This is a genomic window from Amycolatopsis speibonae (assembly GCF_042647925.1).
In the GTDB taxonomy this organism is placed as follows: domain Bacteria; phylum Actinomycetota; class Actinomycetes; order Mycobacteriales; family Pseudonocardiaceae; genus Amycolatopsis; species Amycolatopsis speibonae.
On the sequence record NZ_JBHRWK010000152.1, the window covers coordinates 15,144 to 37,394 of the forward strand.

General features: G+C 68.2%; 22 protein-coding genes. 13 read left to right on the forward strand and 9 right to left on the reverse strand.

Annotated features, from left to right (window positions below; all coding sequences use genetic code 11):
* Positions 1–157 precede the first annotated feature (157 nt).
* Entirely contained in the window at positions 158–835 is a 678-nt protein-coding gene (locus ACFOSH_RS42815) for an MBL fold metallo-hydrolase (RefSeq protein WP_378247335.1), read from the reverse strand.
* A 107-nt stretch (positions 836–942) separates the two neighbouring features.
* Here ACFOSH_RS42815 and ACFOSH_RS42820 point away from each other — a divergent pair, with 107 nt between their 5' ends.
* Together ACFOSH_RS42820 and uvrA are read left to right on the forward strand one after the other, a co-directional pair.
* Positions 943–2,166, forward strand: a complete 1,224-nt coding sequence (locus tag ACFOSH_RS42820; RefSeq protein WP_378247337.1) for an acyltransferase family protein — start codon at positions 943–945, stop codon at positions 2,164–2,166.
* A gap of 77 nt (positions 2,167–2,243) precedes the next feature.
* Positions 2,244–5,099, forward strand: coding sequence for an excinuclease ABC subunit UvrA (uvrA, locus tag ACFOSH_RS42825; RefSeq protein WP_378247339.1), 2,856 nt, complete (start codon positions 2,244–2,246; stop codon positions 5,097–5,099).
* A gap of 24 nt (positions 5,100–5,123) precedes the next feature.
* On the opposite strand, the gene ACFOSH_RS42830 is transcribed toward uvrA, so the two are convergent.
* The gene (locus tag ACFOSH_RS42830; RefSeq protein ID WP_378247341.1) at positions 5,124–5,762 is read right to left on the reverse strand and encodes a fibronectin type III domain-containing protein; all 639 of its coding nucleotides are present in this window, start codon (positions 5,760–5,762) and stop codon (positions 5,124–5,126) included.
* A gap of 259 nt (positions 5,763–6,021) precedes the next feature.
* Here ACFOSH_RS42830 and ACFOSH_RS42835 point away from each other — a divergent pair, with 259 nt between their 5' ends.
* The 5 genes from ACFOSH_RS42835 to ACFOSH_RS42855 all read left to right on the forward strand — a co-directional run bounded on the left by ACFOSH_RS42835 (position 6,022) and on the right by ACFOSH_RS42855 (position 8,971).
* Positions 6,022–6,573: a sigma-70 family RNA polymerase sigma factor gene (locus ACFOSH_RS42835; protein WP_378247434.1), complete on the forward strand. Its 552-nt coding sequence runs from the start codon at positions 6,022–6,024 to the stop codon at positions 6,571–6,573.
* Entirely contained in the window at positions 6,570–7,286 is a 717-nt protein-coding gene (locus ACFOSH_RS42840; protein WP_378247343.1) for an anti-sigma factor family protein, read from the forward strand. Before ACFOSH_RS42835 ends, ACFOSH_RS42840 begins: the two co-directional genes overlap by 4 nt.
* Positions 7,283–7,756 carry an SRPBCC family protein gene (locus ACFOSH_RS42845; protein ID WP_378247345.1) on the forward strand — a complete coding sequence of 158 codons (474 nt, stop codon included), beginning with the start codon at positions 7,283–7,285 and terminating at the stop codon, positions 7,754–7,756. The genes ACFOSH_RS42840 and ACFOSH_RS42845 overlap by 4 nt, the downstream gene beginning before the upstream one ends.
* Before the next feature lie 9 nt (positions 7,757–7,765).
* Positions 7,766–8,470: a carbon-nitrogen hydrolase family protein gene (locus tag ACFOSH_RS42850; protein ID WP_378247347.1), complete on the forward strand. Its 705-nt coding sequence runs from the start codon at positions 7,766–7,768 to the stop codon at positions 8,468–8,470.
* Positions 8,471–8,569: 99 nt separating this feature from the next.
* Positions 8,570–8,971, forward strand: a complete 402-nt coding sequence (locus ACFOSH_RS42855; protein WP_378247349.1) for a winged helix-turn-helix transcriptional regulator — start codon at positions 8,570–8,572, stop codon at positions 8,969–8,971.
* Here the strand turns inward: ACFOSH_RS42855 and ACFOSH_RS42860 are convergent.
* Positions 8,961–9,533, reverse strand: a complete 573-nt coding sequence (locus ACFOSH_RS42860) for a DUF6000 family protein (RefSeq protein WP_378247351.1) — start codon at positions 9,531–9,533, stop codon at positions 8,961–8,963. The two genes, ACFOSH_RS42855 and ACFOSH_RS42860, sit on opposite strands and share 11 nt — an antisense overlap.
* Positions 9,534–9,615: 82 nt before the next feature.
* The gene (locus ACFOSH_RS42865) at positions 9,616–10,935 is read right to left on the reverse strand and encodes a cation:dicarboxylate symporter family transporter (RefSeq protein WP_378247436.1); all 1,320 of its coding nucleotides are present in this window, start codon (positions 10,933–10,935) and stop codon (positions 9,616–9,618) included.
* Positions 10,936–11,140: 205 nt separating this feature from the next.
* Here ACFOSH_RS42865 and ACFOSH_RS42870 point away from each other — a divergent pair, with 205 nt between their 5' ends.
* The 5 genes from ACFOSH_RS42870 (at position 11,141) to ACFOSH_RS42890 (ending at position 15,502) form a co-directional block, all read left to right on the forward strand.
* A complete protein-coding gene (locus tag ACFOSH_RS42870) occupies positions 11,141–12,757 on the forward strand; it encodes an ATP-binding protein (protein WP_378247353.1) in 1,617 nt (538 codons plus the stop codon).
* Entirely contained in the window at positions 12,754–13,422 is a 669-nt protein-coding gene (locus tag ACFOSH_RS42875; protein WP_378247355.1) for a response regulator, read from the forward strand. The genes ACFOSH_RS42870 and ACFOSH_RS42875 overlap by 4 nt, the downstream gene beginning before the upstream one ends.
* A gap of 19 nt (positions 13,423–13,441) precedes the next feature.
* Positions 13,442–13,825 carry a MerR family transcriptional regulator gene (locus ACFOSH_RS42880; protein WP_378247357.1) on the forward strand — a complete coding sequence of 128 codons (384 nt, stop codon included), beginning with the start codon at positions 13,442–13,444 and terminating at the stop codon, positions 13,823–13,825.
* 18 nt (positions 13,826–13,843) lie between these two features.
* Positions 13,844–14,794 (forward strand): alcohol dehydrogenase catalytic domain-containing protein, encoded by a 951-nt coding sequence (locus ACFOSH_RS42885; RefSeq protein ID WP_378247359.1) that lies wholly within the window; start codon positions 13,844–13,846, stop codon positions 14,792–14,794.
* Between the two features lie 162 nt (positions 14,795–14,956).
* Complete coding sequence (locus tag ACFOSH_RS42890) at positions 14,957–15,502, forward strand: snapalysin family zinc-dependent metalloprotease (RefSeq protein WP_378247361.1); 546 nt, start codon at positions 14,957–14,959, stop codon at positions 15,500–15,502.
* Between the two features lie 65 nt (positions 15,503–15,567).
* Here ACFOSH_RS42890 and ACFOSH_RS42895 read toward each other — a convergent pair whose 3' ends face one another.
* Entirely contained in the window at positions 15,568–16,821 is a 1,254-nt protein-coding gene (locus ACFOSH_RS42895) for a choice-of-anchor Q domain-containing protein (protein WP_378247363.1), read from the reverse strand.
* Between the two features lie 67 nt (positions 16,822–16,888).
* Here ACFOSH_RS42895 and ACFOSH_RS42900 point away from each other — a divergent pair, with 67 nt between their 5' ends.
* A complete protein-coding gene (locus tag ACFOSH_RS42900) occupies positions 16,889–17,965 on the forward strand; it encodes a DUF5005 domain-containing protein (protein WP_378247365.1) in 1,077 nt (358 codons plus the stop codon).
* A 112-nt stretch (positions 17,966–18,077) separates the two neighbouring features.
* On the opposite strand, the gene ACFOSH_RS42905 is transcribed toward ACFOSH_RS42900, so the two are convergent.
* The 4 genes from ACFOSH_RS42905 to ACFOSH_RS42920 form a co-directional block, all read right to left on the reverse strand.
* Positions 18,078–18,662, reverse strand: coding sequence for a hypothetical protein (locus tag ACFOSH_RS42905; protein ID WP_378247367.1), 585 nt, complete (start codon positions 18,660–18,662; stop codon positions 18,078–18,080).
* Positions 18,663–18,996: 334 nt separating this feature from the next.
* On the reverse strand, positions 18,997–20,403 hold the full coding sequence (locus ACFOSH_RS42910) for a beta-N-acetylhexosaminidase (RefSeq protein WP_378247369.1): 1,407 nt from the start codon (positions 20,401–20,403) through the stop codon (positions 18,997–18,999).
* A 1-nt stretch (position 20,404) separates the two neighbouring features.
* Positions 20,405–21,286 (reverse strand): carbohydrate ABC transporter permease, encoded by an 882-nt coding sequence (locus tag ACFOSH_RS42915; protein WP_378247371.1) that lies wholly within the window; start codon positions 21,284–21,286, stop codon positions 20,405–20,407.
* Positions 21,277–22,236: a carbohydrate ABC transporter permease gene (locus ACFOSH_RS42920; protein ID WP_378247438.1), complete on the reverse strand. Its 960-nt coding sequence runs from the start codon at positions 22,234–22,236 to the stop codon at positions 21,277–21,279. Before ACFOSH_RS42920 ends, ACFOSH_RS42915 begins: the two co-directional genes overlap by 10 nt.
* Between the last annotated feature and the right edge of the window lie 15 nt (positions 22,237–22,251).

Genomic DNA, 22,251 nt, shown 5'->3' on the forward strand with positions numbered 1-22,251 from the left:
GTTCGATGCGGATCTTCTACTGGCTCGCCGACTGCAGGGGCTGCGACTTCTGCCGATGCTTTCTGCCGGCGACGTGACCAGCTGCCCCGTCCGTTCCGGTGCAAACGAAACGGGGCTGCCTATGTGTTAGGCAGCCCCGTTCGGGAACGTCGTCAGCTCACCAGCCGCGTTCGCGCCACTCCGGAATCTTGGGACGCTCCTCGCCAAGCGTGGAGTCGTCGCCGTGTCCCGGATAGAACCACGTTTCGTCCGGCAGCTCGCCGAAGATGCGTGCTTCCAGGTCGTCCAACAGGCTGGCGAACTCCTCCGGACTTGTTGTCCGCCCAGGACCGCCTGGGAACAGCGAGTCGCCGGTGAACAGGTGCGGGTGCCCGGCCGGGTCGCGGTACAGCAGCGCGATGGAGCCGGGGGTGTGACCACGCAGGTGGATCACCTCGAGGGTGATCTGCCCGACCTTGACCGTGTCGCCGTGCTCGACGAGGAAGTCCGGCGGGATCGGCAGCGGCTCGGCGTCCAGTGGGTGGGCGGCGGTGTTCGAGCCGTTCGCGCCGGCGACGGCGCCGAGGGCCTGCCAGTGGTCCTGGTGCTGGTGGGTGGTCACGACGGTCCTCAGCGCGGGACGGTCGGGGCCGTGGCCGACGAGGTCGGAGATCCGTTCCGGATCGTTCGCGGCGTCGATCAGCAGCGCTTCGTTCTCGGCGCGGCAGACGAGCAGGTACGCGTTGTTGTCCATCGGGCCGACCGACAGCTTCGTGATGGTGAGCGCGTCCAGGGTGCGACGGGCGGCGTCGCCGCCGGGGTCGACATGCCCGGTGTAGGTCTCGACGATGTTCACAGCGCACACGGTAGTCGTTCGCCTGCAATCGGTTCCACCCGCACAGGCGCCACACAGGGGCAGGACGTAGGCTCGCGTCGCCCTGCCACCCGAGCCCCAGGACCCCCGTGCCCGACGCCTCACCGCGCACTCCGCGCAAGATCAGCTGGGACGTCCTTCGCGTGGTCGCCGTCTTCGCGGTCATGCTCGGGCATGTCACCCATCAGGGGGCGCTTCTGCACCCGGAGTTGGTGGGGTACCCCTTTCGGGTCACCGCTCAGTTCGGCGCGGCCATCCTTTTGGTGATTTCCGCCTTCTTCGTCTGCGCGAGCCTTCGAAAGGGTGAACCTCGAAGGTGGCTGTGGAACCGGGTCGCGCGGCTGGTGCCCGCGTATCTGGTGGCCGTCGCCGTCACCTACGTCGTCGCCCGGTACGCGACGATCCGGTTCAGCGGCCTGCCGTTCCCGCCCGGCCTCTCCGGCTTCCTGTTCGGCGTCCCGCAGGGGCCGCCGTCGGATCCGTCGCCTTGGTACATCCCCACCGGCGCCGATCTGCTTGCCAACCTGGGCATGGTCCAGGAATGGGGCTGGCGGTACGAACTCTTCTACTACCTCGACGGCGCCTACTGGACGTTGCCGGTCCAGCTCATCGCGTTCACCGCCGCGGCCCTGCTGTGGCCGCGCCGCTGGCGGACCCATCGGCTCACCGTCGGGCTGCTCTGGGCGCTGATCCTGGTCCCGCTCTTCCTCCGGTTCGTCGTGTTCGACCCGGTTTCGACACCGAAGCTCGTGGAGACCTTCTACTACGGCCTCGGCCTGCACCGCGTCCATGTCTTCGCGATCGGGATCGCGATCTGGCTGTGGGCGAAACGGCGGCTGGCGCACTGGCACGTCGCGCTCTTCGTGCTCGCCGCCTGCGCTGCCCAGGACCTGCAGGTCTTCCCGTTCCACCAGGCCATGCCCAACGATCCCGAGCGCTGGCCGTCGGCCATCGGCTTCGCGATCATGCTGCTGCTGGTGTGCCTGGCCGCGCGCGGACCGGACTGGCGGTTCCCCGGTCTCTCCAGGATCGCCCCGGCTGTCACCTGGCTCGCGGGCATCTCGTATGGTCTTTATCTGGTGCACCAGGAACTCGGTTACATCCTGGCCCGTGCCCTGCTGAACCTCGGCGTCCCCGGCTGGCTGCGTCTGCCCCTCGTGCTCGCCGCCGCCGTACTCGGGGGCTGGGCGATCACCGCGGGCGTCGAACGGCCGGTTCACCGGTGGCTCACAGCTCGCCGGGATCGACGCAAGACGCCTGGAAAACCGCAGGTCAAGGACTCGGAACCAGTTTCTGTCGGTGGTGCCTCGTAGCATGGAAGCGGCCGCCCGTGCAGCTATCGACCGGGCCGGCGACCGCAGCTGAGAATGAAACCTGAAGGGACCCTGGCGTGGCTGATCGCCTCGTTGTTCGCGGCGCCCGCGAGCACAACCTCCGCGGAGTGGATCTCGACCTGCCCCGCGACAGCCTGATCGTGTTCACCGGTCTGTCCGGGTCCGGAAAGTCGAGCCTCGCCTTCGACACCATCTTCGCCGAGGGGCAGCGTCGTTACGTCGAGTCGCTGTCGGCGTACGCGCGCCAGTTCCTCGGCCAGATGGACAAGCCGGACGTCGACTTCATCGAGGGCCTGTCGCCCGCGGTGTCGATCGACCAGAAATCCACCTCGCGCAACCCGCGTTCGACCGTGGGCACCATCACCGAGGTCTACGACTACCTGCGCCTGCTCTACGCCCGCGCCGGAAAGGCGCACTGCCCGAAGTGCGGCGAGGCGATCAGCAAGCAGACCCCGCAGCAGATCGTCGACCAGGTGCTCGCCATGGAGGAGGGCACCCGCTTCCAGGTGCTCGCGCCGGTCGTGCGCGGGCGCAAGGGGGAGTACCTCGACCTCTTCGAGAACCTGCAGCAGCAGGGCTACGCGCGTGTCGTGGTCGACGGGACGATCCATCCGCTCACCGAGCCGCCGAAGCTGAAGAAGCAGGAAAAGCACCAGATCGCCGTCATCATCGACAGGCTTTCGGTGAAGACGAGCTCGCGGCAGCGGCTCACCGACTCGGTCGAGACGGCGCTCCGGCTGGCCGACGGCCTGATCGAGCTGGAGTTCGTCGACCTGCCGGACAACGACCCGCATCGCGTGCGGGGCTTCTCCGAGAACCTGGCCTGTCCCAACGGCCACCCGCTGGCGATCGAGGACCTCGAGCCGCGCTCGTTCTCCTTCAACGCGCCCTACGGCGCCTGCCCCGAGTGCTCCGGTATCGGCGTCCGCAAGGAGGTCGACCCGGAACTCGTCGTCCCGGACGACGAGATGTCCCTCGCCCAGGGCGCCATCGCGCCGTGGGCGGGCGGTCAGAGCGCGGACTACTTCATCCGCCTGCTCGAATCGCTGTCCGAGACCGTTGGCTTCCGGATGGACACCCCGTGGCGCAAGCTGACGGCGAAGGTCCAGAAGGCCGTCCTGCACGGCGTCGACGACCAGGTCCACGTCCGCTACAAGAACCGCTACGGCCGGCAGCGTTCGTACTACGCGGCCTTCGAGGGTGTCATCCCGTTCCTCGAACGGCGCCAGGAGCAGACGGAGTCCGAGTACATGCGCGAGCGGTACGAGGGCTACATGCGCGAGGTGCCGTGCCCGGCCTGTCAGGGCACGCGTCTCAAGCCGGAGATCCTCGCGGTCACCCTCGAGCACAAGACGCAGGGTGACCGGTCGATCGCCGAGGTTTGCGCCCTCTCGATCGCGGAGGCGTCGCAGTTCCTCGACGAGCTGGAGCTCGGCAAGCGCGAGCAGGTCATCGCCGGCGCGGTGCTCAAGGAGATCCAGGCGCGGCTGCGCTTCCTCCTCGACGTCGGGCTCAACTACCTCTCGCTCGACCGCGCCTCCGGGACGCTGTCCGGCGGCGAGGCGCAGCGCATCCGGCTCGCCACGCAGATCGGTTCCGGTCTGGTCGGCGTGCTGTACGTGCTGGACGAGCCGTCGATCGGGCTGCACCAGCGGGACAATCACCGGCTGATCGAGACGCTGGTCCGGCTGCGCGACCTCGGCAACACGCTGATCGTCGTCGAGCACGACGAGGACACCATCCGCTCCAGCGACTGGGTGGTCGACATCGGCCCCGGCGCCGGTGAGCACGGCGGCCACATCGTCCACAGTGGACCGTACAAGAAGATACTGAAGAACAAGGAATCCATCACCGGCGCGTACCTTTCGGGCCGCAGCAAGATCGAGGTCCCGGCGATCCGGCGCCCGATCGACAAGAAGCGGCAGCTGACCGTCGTCGGCGCGCGTGAGCACAACCTGCGCGGGCTCGACGTGTCGTTCCCGCTCGGCTGCCTCGTGTCGGTCACCGGTGTCTCGGGTTCCGGGAAGTCCACGCTGGTCAACGACATCCTCGCGACCGTGCTGGCGAACAAGCTCAACGGCGCGCGTCAGGTCCCGGGCCGTCACACCCGCGTGAACGGGCTGGCCGGTGTCGACAAGCTGGTCCGCGTCGACCAGTCGCCGATCGGCCGCACCCCGCGGTCCAACCCGGCGACGTACACCGGCGTCTGGGACCACGTCCGCAAGCTGTTCGCCGCGACCACCGAGGCGAAGGTGCGCGGCTACCAGCAGGGCCGGTTCTCCTTCAACGTCAAGGGCGGCCGGTGCGAGGCCTGCGCCGGTGACGGCACGATCAAGATCGAGATGAACTTCCTGCCGGACGTCTACGTCCCCTGCGAGGTGTGCAAGGGCGACCGGTACAACCGCGAGACCCTCGAGGTGCACTACAAGGGCAAGACCGTCTCCGACGTGCTGAACATGCCGATCGAGGAGGCGGCCGAGTTCTTCGAGCCGATCAAGGCGATCCACCGGCACCTGGCCACTCTCGTCGACGTCGGCCTCGGCTACGTCCGGCTCGGGCAGCCCGCGCCGACGCTGTCGGGCGGCGAGGCGCAGCGCGTCAAGCTCGCCAGCGAACTGCAGAAGCGGTCCACCGGCAAGACGGTCTACATCCTCGACGAGCCGACCACCGGTCTGCACTTCGAGGACATCAGCAAGCTGATCGGCGTGATCAACGGCTTGGTGGACAAGGGCAACACGGTGATCGTCATCGAGCACAACCTCGACGTCATCAAGACCTCGGACTGGATCATCGACATGGGTCCCGAGGGTGGTTCCGGCGGTGGCACCGTGATCGCGGAGGGCACGCCGGAGTACGTCGCCGCGGTGGAAGAGAGCTACACCGGCGAGTTCTTGAAGACCGTTCTCGTTTAGGGCTCGTGAGTGGTAAGGACGGTTCTAACCGTCCTTACCACTCACGAGGTCCAGCACCGGTGACGCGGGCCCGTAGTAGAAGGCGCGCAGCCGGTACGAGGCGCCCGCTTCGCCCGGCATCGAGGCGAGTCCGGCCGACGTCGTCCCCGGATCCGAGACCTCGATCGGCACGAACCCGTCCGCGCCGGGTTTTTTGATCTCCACGAGGAAACCGTCCTCGTCGCTGGAGCGGTCGGCCCAGCTGAACCGCACCATCTCCTCCGGCGCGGGCTCGGCACGGAACGCGGCCGGAGCGGCTGCCTGGCCGCTCGTGCGCAGCGAGACCGGCGGCCCGGCCGAGCCGCCGACGGCGGGGCCGGAAACCGTGACAGCGTCCGACACAGCACCGTAGAAAGGCCGGATCCGGTAGTAGAACCGCGTTTCCGGCATCAGATCCGGATGCCGGTAGGCCGTCTGCCGGGGCGGCACGAACCGCAGGATCGTGTACGCCCCCCGCGGATCGGTCGTGTACTCGACGATCCTGCCCGCGGCGTCCGGATCGTCGTCGGGCCAGCTCAGGTCGACGTTCACCGGATCCGTCAGCGTCGCGCTGAAACGGGGTTCTTCCGCGCATCCGGCCGCGAGGGCCACCGCCAGCAGGACGATCGCGAGTTTCTTGCGCACGCCTCCACCCTTCCGGGAATCAGGCGGCGGCGGAATCCGGAGGCGTCAGCATACGAGCGCGTCCGGTGATCGACAAGACCCGGTTGAACCGCATCGCCGCGCCGTCCGTGTGGGAGCCAAGAGGAGGCGGCCATGGAGAACCGAGGAGAGGCCGGTGCCGATGCACAGTTCGATCGCGGCGCGCGCCGAACGATCCACTCTGCCCCTGCGGGTTGCAGTACTGTCCTCGCCGACCCAGAAGACCGTCGGGAGGACACGAGTGGCGATCGGAGGCTGGCGGCCCAAAAAGGCCAAAGGCGAGGACTTGGTCCGGCACTTGTACGCCGAACACGGGCGAAGCCTGCTGGCGTACGCGACGAGGCTGACCGGGGACCGCGCGGCCGCGGAGGACGTCGTACAGGAGACCTTGGTCCGGGCATGGAAACACGCCGAAGACCTGGAGAACGACGCGAAAGGATCGGTGCGGGGCTGGCTGCTCACGGTCGCCAGGAACATCATCACCGACCGTGCGCGGGCCAGGGCGGCGAGGCCGCCCGAAGTGCCGGAGCCCGAAGAGGGCGCGCCGACTCCGGCAGTGGAAAAGGACCATGCGCAGAGCGTCGTGGATTCCATGGCCGTGCTCGGCGCGATGGACGGTCTTTCCACGGAACATCGTGAGGTCCTGGTGGAGATCTACTACCGGGGCCGGACGGTGGCCGAAGCGGCGCAATCCCTGGGCGTGGCCCCGGGTACCGTTAAGTCGAGATCTTATTACGCGTTACGGGCACTGAGAGCCGTGATGTCGGGAACAGGGAAGGAGGTAGCGCGATGAGTGCGGTGGGACACGACCAAGGCCAGCTTGCCGCCTACGTCCTCGGCGGCCTTACCCCGGCGGAAGCGGCCATGTTCGAGACACATCTGGCGAGCTGCCCCGCGTGCCGTCGCGAGGTGCGCGAGCTGTCGGAGCTGCGGTACCACCTCGACGAGGTGCCGCCCGAGGCGTTCCTCGAAGGACCTCCCGACGGGGGAGACCTGCTCCTGCAGCGCACGCTGCGTCAGGTTCGCGAAGAAGAAGGCACTCAGGAACACAAGCCCCGTCGGCTTCTCGCCGTCGCCGTCGCCGGCGCGGCCGTGCTGGTCGTCGTGGCGCTGGGCGCGGGCGTGCTGGTCGGACGGCAGACGTCGCCCGAACCGTCGACGGTGGCCTTGCCGGTGCCGACGGCGACAGCCGCGGTCCCCGGTACCCGCGATATCGCGGCGACGAACCGGGACACGGGTGCGCAGCTGGCGGTCCGGGTGATCCCGGCGGTGGGCTGGATCCGGCTCCACGCGAAGGCGGAAGGCGTTCGTGAAGGCGAGAAGTGCCAGCTCGTCGTGGTGACCAAGAGCGGTGAGCGGGTCAACGCGGGCAGCTGGCTGGTTTCGGCGAAGGGTGAACGCGAGGGCACCGGGATCGACGGCTCGGCACTGGTCGCCCCCGGCGACGTGGCCTCGGTCGACGTCGTGACCATGGACGGCCGGAACCTGGTGTCGGCGCAGGTATGACGGGTTCGCTCACGGGTCGTGGAGGCGGTCGATACCGCTTCCGCGACACGTGGGTGCTTCCCGCCTCGCCCAAGGCTGTCTTCGACGCAGTCGTCGACCTCGCCGCGTATCCGCTGTGGTGGCGCGACGTCCGTTCGGTCAGTCAGGTCGACGAAGACACCGCCGAGCTCGTATGCCGGGCCAGGCTGCCGTACGCGCTGACAGTGCGGATGCACCGCGACCGGCAGGACGAGCACGAAGGCCGGGTGCGGGTCCTGCTCAGCGGTGATCTCGAAGGGATGCTGGCGGGCACCCTGACCCCGGTGGGCGGCGGCACCAGACTGGAGATCACGCAGGAGGTCGAGGCGCGGAAACTGTTGCTGCGCAAGCTCGATCGCATAGCCAGGCCGGTCTTCCGGATCAATCACGCGCTCATGATGCGACGGGGGCAACACGGATTGCAGGGGTATCTGGGGGCTTCGGCGGGCTAGGCTCCGGCCATGCGTGTCGCCACCGTGCAGCCGTTCACCGTCCCAGCGGACCTCACCGCGAACATCGCCGAACACGCGAGGCTCCTCAGGAGCGTGGACGCCGATCTCTGCGTCTTCCCCGAACTTTCCCTGACCGGCCTGGAGTTCGAGGCGCTCGCCGCCGAGCCCGGTCTCTGGCTGGTGCCGGACGACCCACGCCTCGAACCGCTCCGGAAGGCTTGCCGGGCCGGCGGTGTGCACGCCGTCATCGGGCTTCCGCTCGTGGAGGACGGCCGCAGGTACATCGGTTCGCTCGTCCTCGGTCCGGAGGGGGAAACCGTTGCCACCTATGCGAAACGCAATCTGCACAACAGCGAGGAAGAGCTCTTCGAACCGGGCACACGCCAGGTGATCATCGAGGTCGAGGGCAGGCGGCTCGGTCTCGCGATCTGTCTCGACGCCGCGAATCCGGACCACTCCAGGGAGCTTGCCGAAGCAGGCGCCGAAGTCTACGTCCTCAGCGCGCTTTTCAGTGACGGCCAGGAGCAGCGGCTGCTCGACCAGGTCGGCGTCGCGGCAGGGCACGGGATGTGGGTGGTGCTTTCCCAGTATTCCGGCAAGACGGGCGGGATGGCCGCGTTCGGTGGCAGCGGGGTCTGGAAACCCGGAGGCGCCGCCGAAGTACGCCTCGGCGACGAAGTCTCCGAATGGGCCTACGCGACGATCACCTCCTGAGCCTTCGGTCCGTTCTTTCCGCAGGTGATGCCTTGGTGCATCACTTGTAACAGCGCCCATCTTGTGTAACTCTGTTCCCTGCCGGAAGGAGGCACTTCCATGTCCCAGGGGAACACCGATGTGACCGTGCGGGCCAGTGTGGTCGACCCGGAAAAACTCGAGGCGTGCACCGTGCTCGAGGTGATCAACCGGATCAGCGGCAAGTGGGCGATCGGCATCCTGCTGGAGGCCACACGCGGTCCGGTGCGGTTCACCGAACTGGAGCGGTCGGTGGAGGGGATCAGCAGGCGGATGCTCACGCTGACCCTGCGGAACCTCGAACGCGACGGCCTGCTCGTCCGCACCGTGTACCCGACGGTGCCGCCGAAGGTCGAGTACGAGGCCACGGCGATGGCGAAGGAGTTGTACGCGTCGCTGAGCGGTTTGCTGAGCTGGGCCGAGCGCCACCGCGACTCGATCGCCGCGTCCCGCGTCGTCTACGACGAGAGGGTCAGCGTCTGATGTACACCGCTCGCTGGACGTGCGAGCACAGCATGTCGAAGTACATCTTCTGGAACGGCAGGTCCGTGTTGTCGGCCGCGGACCAGCTTTCCCAGAGGCCGCCAGGTCGCAGATAGCGCGACGTGTAGGCCGTCCTGAGATCGGCGTCGAGGTGGTGCAGGGCCGCGAGCGCCCACGCCTGGTCGTAGCGCAGGTCCGGTCGCGCGAGGTAGTGGTCCAGATAGGACACGAGGATCTCGGCGTCGGCGAGGGTGCCGAACCGGGCCAGCGCGAAGCAGTAGCCCTGCCCGGCGAAGACCATTCCGCTCTCCAAGAGGAGTTCCCGGAGGCGTCCGCGCCACGCTGTGCGGCGGCCGGTGCCGATCAGCCAGGCGGCGGTGATCCGTTCCCGCCACCCGTGGTCGAGAAGGAACTCCAAGTCCTCGTCGGTGATCCGCGACGCGTCCTCGGCAAGGTCCCGCAGGAAGGTCTCACCTTCGGGGCCGCTCATCATCCCGGCGAAGTTGCCGTGCAGGAGCTTCGAATACCGCCCGATCACGTAGCTGTCGATGGCGTCCGGCATGCCTTGGAGTTTTCCAGAAAAGAAGAACCGCGGTGCGAGGACGGGGGACCCTCGCACCGCGGTTCCGATTTCTCGCCGGGCGCTACGCGTGCGCCACGGCCTTCTCCCTGTCGCCGTCAGGATCCGGGGAGGTGTCGGAGTGGTCGTCGATCAGCGTGGCTTCGTCGAACGGGGCCTGACCGCTGAAGACCCGGTTCGCCTGTTCACGATCGAACTCCTTGGTCCACGTGCCGACCAGGACGGTCGCGACGGCGTTGCCCGCGAAGTTCGTCAGCGCGCGGGCCTCGGACATGAACCGGTCGATGCCGAGGATGAAGCCGACGCCGTCGACCAGTTCCGGCCGGTGCGACTGGAGGCCGCCGGCGAGGGTGGCGATGCCGGCGCCGCTCACGCCCGCCGCACCCTTCGACGCGATGATCATGAACAGCAGCAAGGAGATCTGCTCGCCGACGCCCAGCGGCTGGTCCTGCGCGCTGGCGATGAACAGCGTCGCCATCGTCAGGTAGATGGCCGTGCCGTCGAGGTTGAACGAATACCCGGTGGGCACGGTGATGCCGACGACGGGCTTGGAAACCCCGAGGTGCTCCATCTTCGCGATCAGGCGCGGCAAAGCGGATTCGGACGACGAGGTCGAGAGGATCAGCAGGAATTCGCGGCCGAGGTAACGGAGCAGCGTGAAGATGTTGACCCGCGCGCCGAGCCACAGGACCGTGCCGAGCACGCCGAACACGAACACCAGGCAGGTCAGGTAGAAGCCGATCATGATGACGGCGAGGCTGCGCAGCGCGCCCCAGCCGGTTTCGCCGACCACCGCGGCGATCGCGCCGAACGCGCCCACCGGCGCGGCCCACATGATCATGGCGAGGATCCGGAACACCAGTCGCTGGATGTGCTCGATGCCGCGGCGGATCGGCTCGCCCTTGGTGCCCAGCTTCTGTACGGCGAAGCCGGCGAGCAGCGCGACCAGCAGTGTCTGCAGCACCTGGCCTTCGGTGAACGCGGAACCGAAGCTGGTCGGGATGATGCCGAGCAGGAAGTCGACGGTGCCTTCGGCGCCCTCGGCCTGCGTGTGCGCCTTCGCGGCGGCCGCCGGGTCGAGGTGCAGGCCCTGACCCGGGTGCAGGAGGTTGCCGACGACGAGGCCGATCGCGAGCGCGAAGGTCGACATCATCAGGAAGTAGCCGAGCGACAGCAACCCGACCTTGCCGACCTTCGCGGCCTTCGCCACCGATCCGATGCCGAGCACGATGGTGCAGAAGATGATGGGGGAGATCATCATCTTGATCAGGTTGACGAAGCCCGTGCCGAGCGGCTTGAGCTCCTTGGCCAGGCCCGGCGCGGCGAACCCGACGATGACGCCGAGGACGACCGCCGCGATCACGGCCAGGTACAGGTAGTGCATCTTGTCGCGGCGTCGGGGCGCCGCTTCCGGCGTTGTAGGCACCTTTGCCTCCAGCTCAGGGGGTGTCCGTGGGATTGCCGGTCACTATCACCCGGGCAGGTGAGCTGGGTCACGGTTGTGTTCATTGAGTTCGCGCGAGTGGTTTCCGGGGAATTCCGGCCGGGCGCGCTGAGCGGCCCCCGGGCCGGTGTGCTGGTATGAGCGGGTGCCCTCGACGACGCGGATCCGGACCAGGCGCGGCAGTCTTGCCCGCCAGCTGCTGATTCTCCAGCTCGTGGTGCTTTTCGTGCTCGTCGCGGCGGGCGTGACCTTCGCCTATCTCGATTCCGTCCGGGCCACCGGAGACCGGGCGAGGGACCGGGTGACCGCCGTCGCCGAAGCGGTGGCGGACGCGCCCGGCGTACTCGCAGCACTGTCCACATCGGAACCCAGCCGGACACTGCAGCCGTTCGCGCAGAGTGTCCGCGCGGACACGGAAGTGGATTTCGTGACCATCATGGACACGAACGGGATCCGCTACACGCACCCGAATCCGGAGCTGATCGGGCAGCCGTTCATCGGGAACATCGGCGAGGCGCAGCGCGGCGGCAAGGTCGTCGAGACCTACGCCGGTTCGCTCGGGCCTTCCGAACGCGTCGTGGTCCCGGTCCACGGCGCCGCGGGACAGGTCGTCGCGCTGGTTTCGGTCGGCATCACCGTCGAGGCGATCGACGCCGAACTGCGCGAACGTCTGTGGCCGCTGATCGGGGTCGCGGTGGCGGTGCTGGTGGTCGGTGGGATCGGCAGTTATCTGGTCAGCGCCCGGCTCCGGCGGCAGACCAGGGGGATCGCCCCCGGGGAACTGAGCAACCTGTTCGAGTATCACGAAGCCGTCCTGCATTCCATGCGCGAGGGACTGCTGCTCGTCGGCGGCGACGGGCGGGTGGTGCTGTGCAACGACGGCGCCCGGGCGCTCTTGGGTGTCGCCGCCGATCCGGTCGGCCGGGAACTGTCCGCATTGGACATTCCCGAAGACCTTGTCCGAGCGTTCACCTCGGGCGAGGAGCGCACCGACGAACTCCACCTCACCGAAGCCAGGGTGCTCGTCGTCAGCACGGCGCCCGTGCGCTCGCGAGGGGAGGCGATGGGCACCGTCGTGATCCTGCGCGATCACACGGAACTCCAGGCGCTGACCGGGGAACTGACCACGGTGCGCGGACTGGCCGAGGCGTTGCGGTCGCAGGCGCACGAGGCGGCGAACCGGCTCCACACCGTCGTTTCGCTGGTCGAGATCGGCCGCCCCGAACAGGCCGTCGAGTTCGCGACCGAAGAGCTCGCGCTGGCGCAGGAACTCACCGACAGGGTGGTCGGCGCGGTCGCCGAACCGGTGCTCGCGGCATTGCTGCTGGGAAAGGCCGCGGAGGCGAGCGAACGCGGCGTCGAGTTCACGATCACGCCCGACACCGTCATGGAGGACTCGGACACCGGCGTCCCGCCGCGGGACCTGGTGACCATCCTCGGAAACCTGATCGACAACGGGATCGACGCGGCGGCGGGGAACGCCGGCGACGGCGGACGGCCAGGGGTCGAGGTCACGGTGCGGTCCGACGCCGAGGAGTTGCTGCTGCGGGTCGCCGACACCGGCCCGGGCGTGGACGACGTCGAGGGCGTCTTCCGGCGCGGCTGGTCGACCAAACCGGAGGACGGGCACGGGCTCGGTTTGGCGCTGGTGGGTCAGGCGGTGAGGCGGCACAGTGGGACCATCGACGTCGGCCGCGACGAGGGCGCGGTCTTCACCGTGCGGTTGCCGCTGAAGAACCCGCCGAAGGAGCCGACACGATGATCAAGGTGCTGGTCGTCGAGGACGAACCCGTGGCCGCCGACGCGCATCGGGTGTACGTCGAGAGAATGCCCGGTTTCACCGTGTCCGGTGTCGTCCATTCCGGCGCCGACGCGTTGCGGTTCTGCGAACGCGAACCGGTCGACCTGGTGCTGCTGGACTTCTACCTCCCGGACACGCACGGTCTCGCGGTGTGCCGGTCGCTGCGCGCGGCCGGCCTCCCGATCGACGTCATCGCGGTGACCTCGGCGCGTGATCTGGCGCTGGTCAAGGCGGCCGTGTCGGTCGGCGTGGTGCAGTACCTGCTGAAACCGTTCACTTTCGCTTCCCTGCGCGAGAAATTGGAGCGGTACGCCGAGTTCCACGGAGCTTCGGGCGAAGTCACCGGGCAGGCCGAGATCGACCGGGCGCTCGGCACGTTGCGCACCACCGAGCGGCAGGCCCTGCCGAAGGGGATGAGCGGGCAGACCCTGGAAGCGATCACCGAAGTCCTCGCCTCGGCCGCGGATGGCCTGTCCGCCGGGGCGGCCGCGACCGCGATCGGCGCCTCCCGCGTCACCGCGCGGCGCTACCTCGAATACCTCGCCGACAACGGCCTCGCCCAGCGCGAACCCCGCTACGGCCAGGTCGGCCGCCCCGAGGTCTGGTACAAGCCGAAAACCGTATAACGACCTATACCGCGCCCCGATGGCTACCGTGGGCAGGGTGAAGATCGGCGAACTCGCACGGAAGACCGGGGTCAGCGTCCGTGCGCTGCGCTACTACGAGGAAGAGGGCTTGATCAGCCCTGGCCGGGAAGGCAACGGCTACCGCGACTTCTGTTCCGGTTCGGTCGAGGCCGTCCAGCAGATCCGCGGGATGCTCGACGCGGGCCTGCCGGTCAGGCTGATCCGCGAAGTCCTCCCGTACCTCGACGGGCCGGGGGAGGTCCGGCCGAAAGTGCCGTGCGAGTACATGCTCGACGAGGTCGCGCGGCAGCGGGAAGTACTCGATCGCCGGATCGCGCTCATGACCCGGAATCGCGACGCCCTCGACGCGTACCTCCGCGACTTGACCCTGACGCAAACGTGAGGGTTTTAGTGTGCGGACATGACTTCGATGCGCGCTCTGCGACAGGACTCCGCGAACGGTCCTGAAGATCTCCGCCTGATCACCGACGCACCGGTTCCGACGCCGGGACCAGGCGAAATCCTGCTGAAGGTCGCCGCCGCCGGCGTCAACTTCGCCGACGTCATGCAGACCCGGGGGACGTACGAAGACGGCCCGGAAGTGCCGTACATCGCCGGATTCGAGGCCGCCGGAGTGGTCGTGGCCGTCGGGGAGGGAGTGACCGCGCCTGCCGTCGGCGACCAAGTCGTCGGGACCGGCGGAGGGGCCTTCGCCGAGTACATGGTCATGTCCGCGGCCGGCGCGGTTCCGGTACCGGCGGGCTGGTCGGCCGACCAGGCGATCGGGCTGATCCTGAACTGGGTCACCGCGCTCGCCGCGCTCAAACCGTTGGGGCGGCTGGCCGCCGGCGAGACCGTGCTGGTGCGGGCGGCGGGCGGCGGGGTCGGTCAGGCCGCGGTCCGGCTGGCCAAGCATTACGGCGCCACCGTCATCGGCACCGCTTCGCCCGGCAAGCACGACTCGGTGCGGGCGCTGGGCGCCGACAGGGTTCTCGACTATGGAGCGGAGACGGGAGAGGTGGACCTCGTGCTCGAATCGGTCGGCGGCGCGGGGTTCGCCGCGAGCCTCGCCGCCGCCAAGCGGGTCACCGGACGCGTCGTGGTCTACGGCGTCGCCGGGGGAGAGGCCGCGATCACCAACCGTGACTTGAACTTCCGGCACCAGATCCACGTGATCGGTCTGCATCTCGGTGTCCTGATCGAGCAGGCGCCGGTGATCTTCGCGGAGCTGATGGAGGAGCTGCGCGCGCTCATCGCCGCCGGTGTCTGTATGCCGGGGACTCCGACGGTGTACGACCTCGCGGACGGGTCGAAAGCGCTCGCGGAACTGGAGGCGCGAGCGACTTCGGGCAAGCTCGTGCTGAGGCCGTGAGTGCGGTGGGCCGTGCATGGTCGTATGCGAACGTGTGCATGTCAATAGGGCGAAAGTGTTGGTAAATCACCAGCTGGCTGACGCGACGAAAGTCGGTGCCGAGTCGCGGCCGAGGCTCCTAAATTCACGAACCATTCCGTTGTCCTCACAAGGAGTGGGTCCATGGCAAGGAAGTTCTTCGTCTCCGCGTCCGTGAGCTTGGCGCTGCTCGCCGTCCCGGTCACCGCCGGTCAGGCCGCGGCTGTCGAGCCTGCCCAGTCGGCCGCTGCGGCGACCACTGTCTACTACGACGCCTCGGGAGCGCCCAGCTTCCGTGCCGCCATCCAGGCGGGCGCGGCGAACTGGAACAACTCGGTGTCCAACGTGAAGCTGCAGGAGAGCTCGTCCGGGGCCACCCTGCGCTACACCGAAGGCAACGACCCCTCGGGTTCGTACGCCGAGACCGACGGTCACGGCCGCGGCACCATCTTCATCGACTATTCGCAGGCACAGCAGTACAACCAGACGCGGATCGCCGCGCACGAGACCGGCCACGCGCTCGGTCTGCCGGACAACTACCAGGGTCCGTGCTCCGAACTGATGTCCGGTGGCGGCCCCGGCCCGTCCTGCACCAACGCCAAGCCGAACGCCCAGGAGGTCTCGCGGGTGAACTCGCTGTGGGCCAACGGGCTCCTCGCGGCGGGCGCCGTCCAGCGCATCTACAACTGACGCTCGGTCGTCCGTGAAGGCCTCCTTCCCTACCCTCAGAGTAGGGAAGGAGGCCTTCACGGCGTTCAGCCCTGGAACTCGTAGGCGCCGGCATCGACCCGGGCCCCGGCGTACACCGGGTTGCCGTCGACGTCGCGGTCGTCGTACTTCGTGGTGCCGAGGTCGATCGCCGGGCTTCCCGCCTTCAGGACGAGGTTCGTGGCCGAGGTGAACTTCGGATCCGCGACCTTGTCCGTCGCGCCCGCCGTGAACTGCCGGAGCCCGCCGAAGTAGACGTTGTGATCGGTCGCGGTGAAGGTCGTGTCCGCGTAGCCGACCTTGTACGCCGCCTGGACGACGTTCTGCGTCATCGTCAGCGTCTTGTTCGTGCAGCCGCCGTAGCAGACGAAGCCCTCCGACTCGGCGTTCGAAAGCCGGAGCGAGTTGTTGCGGAACACCGTGCCGAGCACCGGCCCGTTGCCGTCCTCGGCGCCGCGCGTGATGATCCCGCCCCGCGTCTTGGCCCCGAAGACCGCGTTGTACTCGAAGACGTTGCCGGTCGAGACGCCGTCGGGGTCTTTCGTGTCCGTGCCGAGTTCGGCGAAGGTCTCGTTGTCCTCGGAGATGTTGTGGTGGATGACGTTGCGGGATCCGTAGAAGATCTCGACGGCGGCCCCGTCGAGGCCGCCGAAGTCGTCGGCCTTCGCGATCGAGCCGCTGATCCGGTTCCAGCCGATGTCGGAGTCGTCGCCCTGGACCAGCACGGCGAACGCGCCGGAGTCGTCGTTGCCGCCCGGGGTCACGACGGTCATGTGGTTGTTGTCGACGAGGTCGTTCTGCGTGACCTCGGTGTGGTCGGCAGACGGCGCGATGTACACGCCCGCGCCGGCGCCGGTGATCAGATTCGACAGCACCTTGTTGCGGTCTCCGGTCACCTTCACCCCGGCCCACGAACAGCGCCCCGCGTCGGCCGCGACGCCGATCTGCAGATCCCGCACCACGTTGTCGTTGCCGGGCAGGTGGACGCACGCTTCGGTGTGGCCCTTGACGATCGGCCGGGCGCCGGTGCCGTACGCGCCGATCGTGACGCCCGAGCCGTTGACGGTGAGACCACCGGGCCAGGTCCCGCCGCGACGCAACAGGACGGTGTCGCCCGCGGTGAAGGTGGTGGCGGAGATCTTCGCCAGGGACTTCCACGGGGCCTGCTGCGAGGTGCCGCTCGCGGTGTCACTGCCGGAGACCTGGTCGACGTAGTAGGTCTTCGAAGCGGCTTCGGCCGTTGTGAATCCGGTGCACGCGACTGCGGCGAGCACGCTCACGGAAAGCAGTTTCCAGGACATGCCGCGGACCGTAACCACCTGCCGCACAAGGCTCGTACAAAGACCGCCGCGGCCTTAGCATGATCCGATGCGCCGGCCGTCGCGGATTCTCGTCGTGTCCGCGTTGCTGCTCAGCGCCGTGGTGGCAAGCAGCGGCGTCGCGTCCGCGCCGCTGCCCGTGGCCCCCGGCGGCGGGCTGAACGAGCTCTGGAACGGCTACGGCGACCAGGGCGGGCACTGGACCGGCGGGGATCGCACGGTGTCGGTCCCGCTGCCGGACGGCCGCACCGCGTGGCTGTTCTCGGACACGTTCCTGGGCAGGGTGAACCCGGACCACAGCCGCCCGCCGGACAGCCCGATCGCCCGCAACACCCTGGTCGTCCAGCGGCCCGCAGGCACGCTGGGGGAGACGCTGCACGGCGGCACCGCCGACGCCCCGGAGCCGTTGATCGGGCTCGCGGGCTCCGGTGAGCACTACTGGGTCGGTGACGGCGTCGTCGAAGGCGACGTCCTGCGGGTGCTCTACAACCGGTACGAGACGACGGGGCCCGGCGGGCTCGATTTCCGGCGCACCGGGACCTCGCTGGCCACGTTCCGGCTGCCCGCGCTGACCCCGTCCGAGCTGCTGGTGATCCCGGTGAGCGACAGGGTCGCGTGGGGATCGGAGCTGCTCGACGATGGCGGCTACACCTACATTTACGGCGCCGAAGAAGGACACCTCAAGCTCGCCAGGGTGCCCGTCGGCGGCCTTCGCGGCCCATGGCGGTTCTGGACCGGTTTCGGCTGGTCGTCCCACGAGGAGGACTCCGCCCGGATGCTGTCCGGGATCGGGACGGCCTTCTCGGTGACCCGGACCGGCGGCGAATACGTGCTGATCACCATGGACACCAGTCCCGGCTTCAGCCCGGTGATGCTCGCGTACACCGCCGGTTCGCCGACCGGTCCGTTCGGTGAACCGCGGGTTCTTTACCGGGCACCCGAAGCCGGTGACCGGCGGATCGTCTACGACGCGACCGCGCATCCGCAGCTGAGCCGTCCGGGGAGGCTTATGGTGTCGTACAACGTGAACTCGCTCGATCACGGCGACAACATCGCGGACGCGCGGATCTACCGGCCGCGGTTCGTGGAAGTCGCCTGGCCGCCGGTCCTGCCCTTCATCGGGTGATCGGGATACCGGCCGGATGTCGATCCGCACGCCCTGAGCCTCGCCCATGTCGTGAGTGGCAAGTGTCGTTCTAACCCCACTTGTCACTCACGACTGTTCTACCGGCCGGCGCTCATTCGAGGACGCGGTCGTCCCGCGGCGATTCGATGGTCAGGGGAGCCGGCCTGCCGTCGGTGAGCTGGTTCAGCTGGGTCATGGTCCGGTCCAGCTGCTCCGCCAGACGCGGGATCGTGCTGGAAGGAAGGTAGGCCTCGGCGCCGGCGTCGAGGAGACGGCGCACCGGGCCTTCGAACCTGACCCCGAGTTCGGCGTCCTCGATCTCCGTGATCACGATCCGGGCCTTCGGGTACAGCGCGCGGAAGTTGCCGATCAACTGCGGGCTGGCAGGCGGGACCAGCAGCACGTCGACGGTCGGGGGAGCAGAGTGCAGGTCCAGGACGAGGTAGCCGGAGCCGAGCCGCTCGGACAACGAGTCCCGCGCCGAGGCCGACAGTTTCATGGCGGTGGCCACGACCGTGATGTCGTCGGAGTCCGTCGAAGGGGCCGGGTTTTCGTGAACGGCACCGGAAATCGTCCCGATCGTCTCGCCGTTCCGGGTGATACGCACGTCCTCGCCGGGGCGGAGTGTGTCGATGAGAGCTACGAGTTCTTCAGGAAGCTGGGTGGCGTCGACCCACCGCTCGGACTGATCACTCATGAGCTCATGATGGCCCCTTCCGCGCACCTGATGCGAGGAAGGGGCCAAGTGGCCGGCGAGGGCGTGGGGTGTCACTCAGGGTGAGGGGTGTGTGGAAATAGGGACAGTGAACGTCCCTATTTCCACACACCCTCCCCGCCCGGCCGTCGTGACAGGTCCGGTTACGCGGGACTGTGTGGATTTCTGGTCATCCAACGCACCAAAATCCACACAGTCGGCGCCAACGGCCCGGCGTCGCGCAGAGTCACTGACACCGTCCACAACCACGCCAGGTTTGCCTTACCCCTCGACAACCCGAATCGTCCCTCACGATCTGCCTTGCACCAACACACTTCTAGCGAGGCCGTCCGGGCACTCCCGGCCGCGTCTGCCAGGGGTGCGGCCCGTCCAGCGGCCGGTACTCGACGCCCAGCGCGTCCAGCCGCGGCAGGTGGTGATCCCGCAGCCGCGGCAGGAACTCGGCGTAGTCCCGCCCTTCCGGAGCGCTCCACGCGACCTCGGCGAACGCGGACAGCCGCGGGAAAGCGGCGTAGTCGACCCGCCGCACGGTGTCCAGGTGCTCCGCCCAAACCTGTGCCTGCGTGCCGAGAATGGCCCTGTCGGCCGGGAAATCCGCGGGCACCGGCTCGTAGGAGTAGATGTCCTCCAGCGTCCGCAGGTAGCCGACGGGGATCGGCTCGTCGGGGTGGTCGGACTGCCGGTGGTCCAGGTACACGCGGTCCTCGGGGCACATGACGACGTCGTGGCCCGCCTTCGCGGCGCGGGCACCGGCCGCCTCGCTCTGCCACGAGCCGATGACCATCGGCGGCAGGTCGCCCGCTTCGAGCACCTCGTCCCAGCCGAGCGGGCGACGTCCTCGTTCGACCAGGTGCTGGGCGATCTCGCGCACGAACCAGCCGTGTTCCTCGGTCGCACCGGGCACCTCGTCACCGCCGAGCGCGATGACCTCGGACGGGAAGATGTCCAGCACGTGGTCGAAGATGCGCTTGAAGAAGTCCACAGTGGACTTCTCCGTGTTCAGCAGCGACGTGCTGATGCCCCAGCTCGTCCACACCTCCCACGGTTCGGCGGTCTCCGGGCCGAGTTCGGGATAGGCGGCGATCGCGGCCCGCGCGTGCCCGGGGACGTCGACCTCCGGGACGACAGTCACCGAACGCGCGGCAGCGTACGCGACGATCTCGCGGAGGTCGCCGACCGTGTAGAACCCGCCGTGCGGCCGCCCGTCGCGTTCCGGGCCGTCGTGCCGCCCGACCATGGACGACTTCCGCCAGCCGCCGACCTCGGTCAGCTTAGGGAATTCGGCGATCTCGATCCGCCAGCCCTGGTCGTCGGTCAGGTGCAGGTTGAGCACGTTGAGCTTGTGCGCGGCGAGCAGGTCGATGAACCGCAGCACCTCGGCCTTGGTCCGGAAGTTCCTCGCCACGTCGAGCAGGCAGCCGCGCCAGCCGAACCGCGGGTGATCGGTGACCACGCCGCACGGGATCGTCCGCTGTCCACTGTGGATCGACGTCGCCCGGAAGGCGTCCGGCCCGATGAGCTGCCGGAGCGTCTGACGGCCGTAGAACTCGCCCGCCGCGTCGGCGGCGTGCAGGGTCACCCCGGCCGGGTCGATTTCCAGCCGATAACCCTCGGCGGGAAGTCCGGCATCAATCCGTACGTCCACTTCGGACGGTACCGCGCACCGTCCCGGCAGCGGTTCCACCGAGACGGGACGGGGGAGCAGAGTTTCGAAGCCAGGCATGTCAGCCCTTCACCGCGCCGCCCATGACGGACACGAGTCGTCGTTGCACGAGAATGAAGAACACCAGCACCGGGATGGTCATCAGGGTCGAACCCGCCATCACCGCGCCCCAGTCGGTGTCCTCCGGTTTGAAGAACACCAGGATCGCCAGCGGGAGCGTCTGGTTCTCGGTGTTGGAGATGATGAACGTCTTGGCGAACAGGAAGTCGTTCCAGGCGTGGATGAACGCCAGTACGCTGATCGCCACCAGCCCGGGCGCCACCAGCGGGAAGAGGATCTGCCAGGTGAACCGCATGCGGCTCGCCCCGTCGATCTTCGACGCCTCTTCCAGTTCCTGCGGCACCGCGGCGACGAACCCGCGCAGCATCCAGATCGCGAACGGCAGGCTGAACGCCAGGTGCACCAGGATCAGCGAGCCGAGGTGGTTGGTGCCGAACGCCGGCGCGACGTCGCCGACCGACCGCATCAGGAAGAACAGCGGAATGGTCAGCGCCTCGACCGGCACCATCTGCGCCACCAGCACCATCACCAGCAGGACGGTCTTGCCCTTGAAGTTGAACCGGGTCAGCGCGACAGCCGAAAGGAACGACAGCAGCAGCGACAACGCCACCACCACGACGGCCACGATCACGCTGTTCAGGAAGAACAGCGCGAAGCCCTCGCCGCTGAGCACGCGTTCGAAGTGCTCCAGCGTCGGTGTCAGCGTCCAGGGGCGGGGGTTCTCCGACTGGATCTGCCCGGTGGGCTTGAACGCCGAAAGCACCATCCAGTAAACCGGGAACGCGACCATGCCCGCGATCACCACGCAGATGATCTCGGCGATCAGCCTGCCCGGTTTCTTGACCCGGCGTGGGCGCCGGGCGGGAGCCGTGATCACACCCATCCGGCGCTCCGGCGTTGCGACCGGACGTACACCCCGGTGATGGACAGCAGCAGCAAGGTCATCACGACTCCGAGCGCCGCGCCGAGACCGTATTCCTGTCCGGCGAAGGCCTGTTGATAGGCGAAGACGTTGAGCACGAGGTTGCGCCCGGCCACGCCGCCGCCGTTGGTCATCACGTAGATCTGGGTGAAGATCTTGAAGTCCCAGATGATCGACTGGATGGTGGCGATGGTCAGCAGTGGCCGCACCATCGGCAGGGTGACCGACCACGTGGTGCGCCAGGTCGACGCGCCGTCGAGGTACGCGGCCTCGATGACCTCCTCCGGCACGCCCTTGAGCCCGGCGTACATCGTCACCATGACGAAGGGGAACGAACACCAGATGACCTCGGCGGCCACCAGCCCGAACGTGCTGTAGGTGTCGAAGGTCCAGGAATGGTTCGCCATCCCGGTGAACCCGAGGCCCGAAAGCACCTCGTTCACCAGCCCGAAGTCGGCGTCGAACAGGAACAGCCAGACGTACGAGCCCGCCATCGCCGGCGTCGCCCACGCGGCCAGCGCCGCCAGGAACAGCGGGACCCGCGCCCAGGCACGGACCCGCGTCGCCAGGACGGCGAGCCCCGTCCCGAGGGCGAGGCTGCCGACGACGCAGACCGCGGTGAAGCCGAGCGTCTTGGCCAGCACCTCCCAGAACTGGATGTTCTCCAGCAGGTCGGTGTAGTTCTGGAAGCCCAGGAACACCAGGGGCGCGTTGCCGACGGCCTGAGGCTGGCCGTAGTCGTAGAACGAGATCAGGACGAGCTGGTAGATCGGGTACACCAGCATCGCCAGCAGCAGGATGCCACCGGGCGCCAGGTAGAGCAGGGCGGCCCGCCCGTCCCGGCGACGACGGGGCGACCGCCGTGCCGGGACGGCCGGAGCCGTGGTGCGGGGGGCTTCTTTCGTCATAATTCTCTCAGTCAGACG